Here is a 5,004-nt window from a genome sequence, read left to right on the forward strand (position 1 = left end):
CTGGCGGTGGCGCTGCCCGATCCCGGCGCCTTCCTGTCGGCCCTCGGCCAGCCGGCCGCGGCCCCCGGGGGGCCGCTCTCGCTGCGCGGCGACATCACCTATACCCGCGAGGGGCTGGTGACGCTGCGCGACGCCAGCCTGACCGCGCTCGGCAATGCGCTCAACGCGCAGATGGATCTCGACCTTTCCGGCGCCACGCCGCAGGTGACCGCGCATCTGGTCGCCGGCCGGCTCGACCTGGCCCGGCTTGCCGGTGGCGCGGGCGGCGCGCAGGGCGGGCAGGCGGCGCCCTCGGGCTGGTCCAAGGCCCCGATCGCGGCCGATGCGCTGTCGGCCTTCAACGGCGAGATCACCCTTGCCGCCGAGGCCATCGACCTCGGCAGCCTCAAGCTTGACCGCAGCCGGCTGTCGGTCGCCCTCGACAAGGCCCGCGCCGTGGTCAGCCTGCGCGAGGTGGCCGCCTATGGCGGCGCGGTGCAGGGCCAACTGGTGGCCAACAACCGCAGCGGGCTTTCGGTCGCCGGCAAGCTGGACATCACCGGCATGGAGCTGAACGGCCTGCTGCGCGACGCGATGGAGATCGAGAGCTTCACCGGCAAGGCCGACCTGAAACTCGATTTTCTCGGCTCGGGCGCCTCCGAGCACCAGATCATGAACAGTCTCAAGGGCACCGCCGCGCTGAAAGTCGGCAAGGGCACCATTACCGGGCTCGATCTTGAAAAGCTGCTGCGCGGCAAGACCGCCGGCGGCGTCACCGTCTTCGACGCCCTGACCGGCAGCGCGGTGATCGAACAGGGGGTGCTGCGCAACGACGACCTGCTGCTGGAACTGCCGCGGCTGATCGCCCGCGGCGAAGGCCAGGTGGGGATCGGCGCCCGCGACATCAACTACCTGTTCACGCCCCAGCTGCGCCGCGACGACGACAGCGGGCTCGCCTTCCCGGTCCGGATCAAGGGCAGCTGGGACAACCCGCGCATCCGCCCCGATCTCGACAAGGCGCTGGGCATCGACCTCAAGGCCGAGAAACAGGCCCTCAAGGACGAGGCCAAATCCGCCGTCACCGAGAAGATCGGCGAAGAGCTGGGGGTCACCGTCGACCCCGCGGGCAGCGTCAAGGATGCCGCCAAGGACGCGGCAAGGGGCAAGCTGGAAGAAGAGGTCAAGGGCGGGCTGCGCAAACTGCTCAATCGCGGCGAATGACGGCCCGCAAGCGGGCGTCCTTGCCAGCCGGGACCGGAACGCAAAACCCCGCCGGCGGTGGCGCGGCGGGGTCGCGGGATTGGTCGCGGCTGGCGGCCGGGCTCAGCGCTTGCGGTCGCGCCGGGCGCTCATCGGCTGGAAGGCGACGCCGACATGGGCCTCGCAATAGGGTTTTCCGGCCTGCACCGGCAGGCCGCAGAACCAGAAATTGTCGGTCGCCGGATCACCCACCGGCCATTTGCAGGTGCGTTCGGTCAGTTCCATCAGCGACAGTTTCTTGGCCGATTTCTCGACCTCGTTGACCTTGGCCAGCGCCTCGGGGCTGATCTCGTTGGCCGAGGGCTGCGGCGGCAGCGGCTGGCCGGCGGGGATGATCGCCTTGCGCGCCGGCGACATCGCCGGCTTGGGCGTTGCCGAGGTGGTCGCGGGCTCGGGCTTGGGCTCGGGCTTGGGGGCCGCCGGCTTCGGCGCCGCCTTGGGCTTGGGCGCCACTTTCGGCTTGGCCTCGGCCTTGGGCTTGGTCTCGGTCTTGGTGGTGGTGCGGTTCGACAGGCCAAGGCGATGCACCTTGCCGATCACCGCGTTGCGGGTGACGCCGCCCAGCTCCTTGGCGATCTGGCTCGCAGACTGGCCTTCGCCCCACATCTTCTTCAAAAGCTCCACGCGCTCGTCGGTCCAGGACATCGCTTGTTCCCCAGCAGGGGTGCCGGCGGGCCGGGTCGCATGAAACCCGGGTTGCCGACGCCCGTATCAATTGTCGGTCTCGGGCGCCTCGCCAGATCGCCGGTGTCCCGGCAGCCCGTCGAAACGCAGTTAAAAAGCGGCCACCGGGGCCGCCGCACATTTCTTGGTCAGGCGCCCATTCTAGTCACCCCGGCCCGAGTTACAAGGCAGAGAATCACCCAATCGCCGCCGCGGGGCGATGAATCGCGGCGGGACGGCGGTTGGCGGCGGTGCCGGTGCCGGGGCGGGGGCGGAAATTGGGGCTTTTCATCGCCCCGCCGGGGCGCTAGACAGCGGCCATGGAAAACCGCATCGCATATGCCGGGCTTCGACGCCTGCGACGCCAGCGCCGCCGCTAACCCGGCGCCGCCCGCCGTGCTGCGCCAATTCGGCACGCTTTTCCATCAATCTGCGCCGCAGGGGCGCACATCCCTCTCTGATTGTTGACTTGATCGCCCGCGTGGGGCAACCACAGGGCTTCCTAACGAGGACAGAACCATGATCCCATCTGTTTTGCCGACCTACAACCGGGCGCCGCTGAGCTTTGTCAAAGGCGAAGGCTCTTGGATGATCGAGGCGGATGGACGACGTTTTCTCGACCTCGGCGCCGGCATCGCCGTCAATGCCCTCGGCCATGCCAACCCGGTGCTGGTCAAGGCGCTGACCGAGCAGGCGGAAAAGATCTGGCATGTCTCAAATCTCTACCAGATCCCGCAGCAGCAGGAACTGGCCGACAGGCTGGTCGAAAACAGCTTTGCCGACACCGTGTTCTTCACCAATTCCGGCACCGAGGCCTGCGAGCTGGCGGTGAAGATGGCGCGCAAGTACTGGCACGACAAGGACCAGCCCGAAAAGGTCGAGATCATCGGCTTCGAGGGCGCCTTCCACGGCCGCTCCTCGGCCGGCATCGCCGCCGCGGGTGGCGAGAAACTGACCAGGGGTTTCGGCCCGCTGCTGCCCGGTTTTCTGCATCTGCCCTGGGGTGATCTCGAGGCGCTCGCCGCCGCCATCGGCGACCGCACCGCCGCCGTGATCGTCGAACCGATCCAGGGCGAGGGCGGCATCCGGGCCATGGCCGACGCCGACCTCAGGGCGCTGTCCGAGATCTGCCGCGACCGGGGCGTGCTGCTGATCCTCGACGAGGTGCAATGCGGCGTCGGGCGCACCGGCAAGCTCTTTGCCCATGAATGGGCCGGTATTTCGCCCGACATCATGATGGTCGCCAAGGGCATCGGCGGCGGCTTCCCGCTCGGTGCGGTGCTGGCCAGCGAAGAGGCCGCCAGCGGCATGGTCGCGGGCAGCCACGGCAGCACCTATGGCGGCAACCCCTTGGGCTGCGCGGTGGGCAACGCGGTGATCGGGGTGGTCTCGGCGCCGGAATTCCTGGCCGAGGTCAACCGCAAGGCGGGGCTGATGCGGCAGAAGCTCGAAGGGCTGGTGGCCGCCTATCCGCAGGTCTTCGAAGAGGTGCGCGGCAGCGGCCTGATGCTGGGGCTGAAATGCCGCGCCGCCAACGGCGATGTCGTCGCCGCCGGCTACGGACAGGAGATCGCCACCGTGCCCGCCGCCGACAACGTGGTGCGGCTGCTGCCGCCGCTGACCATCACCGATGACGAAATTACCCAGGCCGTGACCCGGCTTGGCAATGCCGCGGCGCAGCTGGCGGCGGAACAAGGATAGATCCATGAAGCATTTCCTCGACATCCATACCACCGGCAAATCCGAGCTGCGCGGCATCATCGACAGCGCCAAGGCGATGAAGGGCGCCCGCAACGGCCGCCCCAAGGGGGCGGCGGACGACGACCTGCCGCTGAAGGATCACATGGTGGCGCTGATCTTCGAGAAACCCTCGACCCGGACCCGGGTCTCCTTCGACGTCGGGGTGCGCCAGATGGGCGGCCAGACCATGGTGCTCTCGGGCAAGGAGATGCAGCTCGGCCATGGCGAGACCATCGCCGACACCGCCCGGGTGCTGAGCCGCTATGTCGACCTGATCATGATCCGCACCTTCGAAGAGCAGGTGCTGCTGGAACTGGCGGAATATGCCGACGTGCCGGTGATCAACGGGCTCACCGACCGCACCCACCCCTGCCAGATCATGGCCGACATCCTGACCTATGAAGAGCACCGCGGCCCGATCGGCGGCAAGAAGGTGGTGTGGTCGGGCGATGGCAACAACGTCTGCGCCTCGTTCCTGCATGCCGCCGGCCAGTTCGGCTTCGATCTCACCTTCACCGGCCCCGAGGTGCTCGACCCCGAGGCGGAATTCGTCGAGCTGGCCCGCGCCCAGGGGGTCAGGGTCGAGATCGAGCGCGACCCCATGCGGGCGGTCGAGGGCGCCGATCTGGTGGTCACCGACACCTGGGTCAGCATGCATGATGCGCAATCGGCCCGCGAACGCCGCCACAACCAGCTGCGCCCCTATCAGGTCAACGAGGCGCTGATGGCGCGCGCCAAGCCGGATGCGCTGTTCATGCATTGCCTGCCGGCCCATCGCAACGAAGAGGCCACCGACAGGGTGATGGACGGGCCCAATTCGGTGATCTTCGACGAGGCCGAGAACCGCCTGCACGCCCAGAAGGCAGTGATGCGCTGGTGTCTGGAGAAATAGCCGCCGCCCGAGCCCGAGCCCGAGCCTGAACCTGAGCCCGGCGGGGAGGGGCGCTGCCCCTCTGGGCCTGCGGCCCATTCACCCCGGGATATTTCGGGCAAGAGAAAAAGGCCGCCGTGCGGCCGCGTCAACGAAAAGGGGGCACCGGATTTCCGGCGCCCCCATTTCTTTGCTATCGGCTGTCGTTTCGGCTGTCGTGTCAGCTGACGATGGCGTTGAGCAGCAGGAAGATGCCCCCCGACAGCAGCGCCGCGGCGGGCACGGTGATCACCCAGGCGGCGACGATGGTCATGAAGTGGCTGCGGCGCACCAGCTTGCGGCGGCGGCGTTCCTCGGGCGCGATGCGCTTGGCCTCGGGGCGGGCGGCGGCGGATTTGCGCAGCCGGCGCTCGGCGTGCCATTCGCGGAAGAAGCCGACCCCGAAGACGCCGCCGACGGCGATATGGGTCGAGGACACCGGCAGGCCGAGC

Annotated in this window: 5 protein-coding genes; 3 read left to right on the forward strand and 2 right to left on the reverse strand. The window is 68.4% G+C overall.

All coding sequences use genetic code 11. From position 1 onward, the window contains the following. Positions 1–1,200 (forward strand): AsmA-like C-terminal region-containing protein (locus ABZD10_RS13585; protein WP_372887263.1); only part of this gene is annotated, 1,200 nt, incomplete at its 5' end. 102 nt (positions 1,201–1,302) lie between these two features. Here the strand turns inward: ABZD10_RS13585 and ABZD10_RS13590 are convergent. Then, positions 1,303–1,884 carry a GcrA family cell cycle regulator gene (locus ABZD10_RS13590; RefSeq protein WP_372887265.1) on the reverse strand — a complete coding sequence of 194 codons (582 nt, stop codon included), beginning with the start codon at positions 1,882–1,884 and terminating at the stop codon, positions 1,303–1,305. Positions 1,885–2,421: 537 nt separating this feature from the next. Here ABZD10_RS13590 and ABZD10_RS13595 point away from each other — a divergent pair. After that, complete coding sequence (locus ABZD10_RS13595; RefSeq protein ID WP_372887266.1) at positions 2,422–3,603, forward strand: aspartate aminotransferase family protein; 1,182 nt, start codon at positions 2,422–2,424, stop codon at positions 3,601–3,603. 4 nt (positions 3,604–3,607) lie between these two features. Further along, positions 3,608–4,534, forward strand: coding sequence for an ornithine carbamoyltransferase (gene argF, locus ABZD10_RS13600; protein ID WP_372887268.1), 927 nt, complete (start codon positions 3,608–3,610; stop codon positions 4,532–4,534). A 199-nt stretch (positions 4,535–4,733) separates the two neighbouring features. Here argF and ABZD10_RS13605 read toward each other — a convergent pair. Beyond that, positions 4,734–5,004 (reverse strand): inorganic phosphate transporter (locus ABZD10_RS13605; RefSeq protein ID WP_372887269.1); only part of this gene is annotated, 271 nt, incomplete at its 5' end.

Origin of the sequence: Shimia sp. (genome assembly GCF_041624275.1) — a bacterium.
Taxonomy (GTDB): domain Bacteria; phylum Pseudomonadota; class Alphaproteobacteria; order Rhodobacterales; family Rhodobacteraceae; genus Shimia.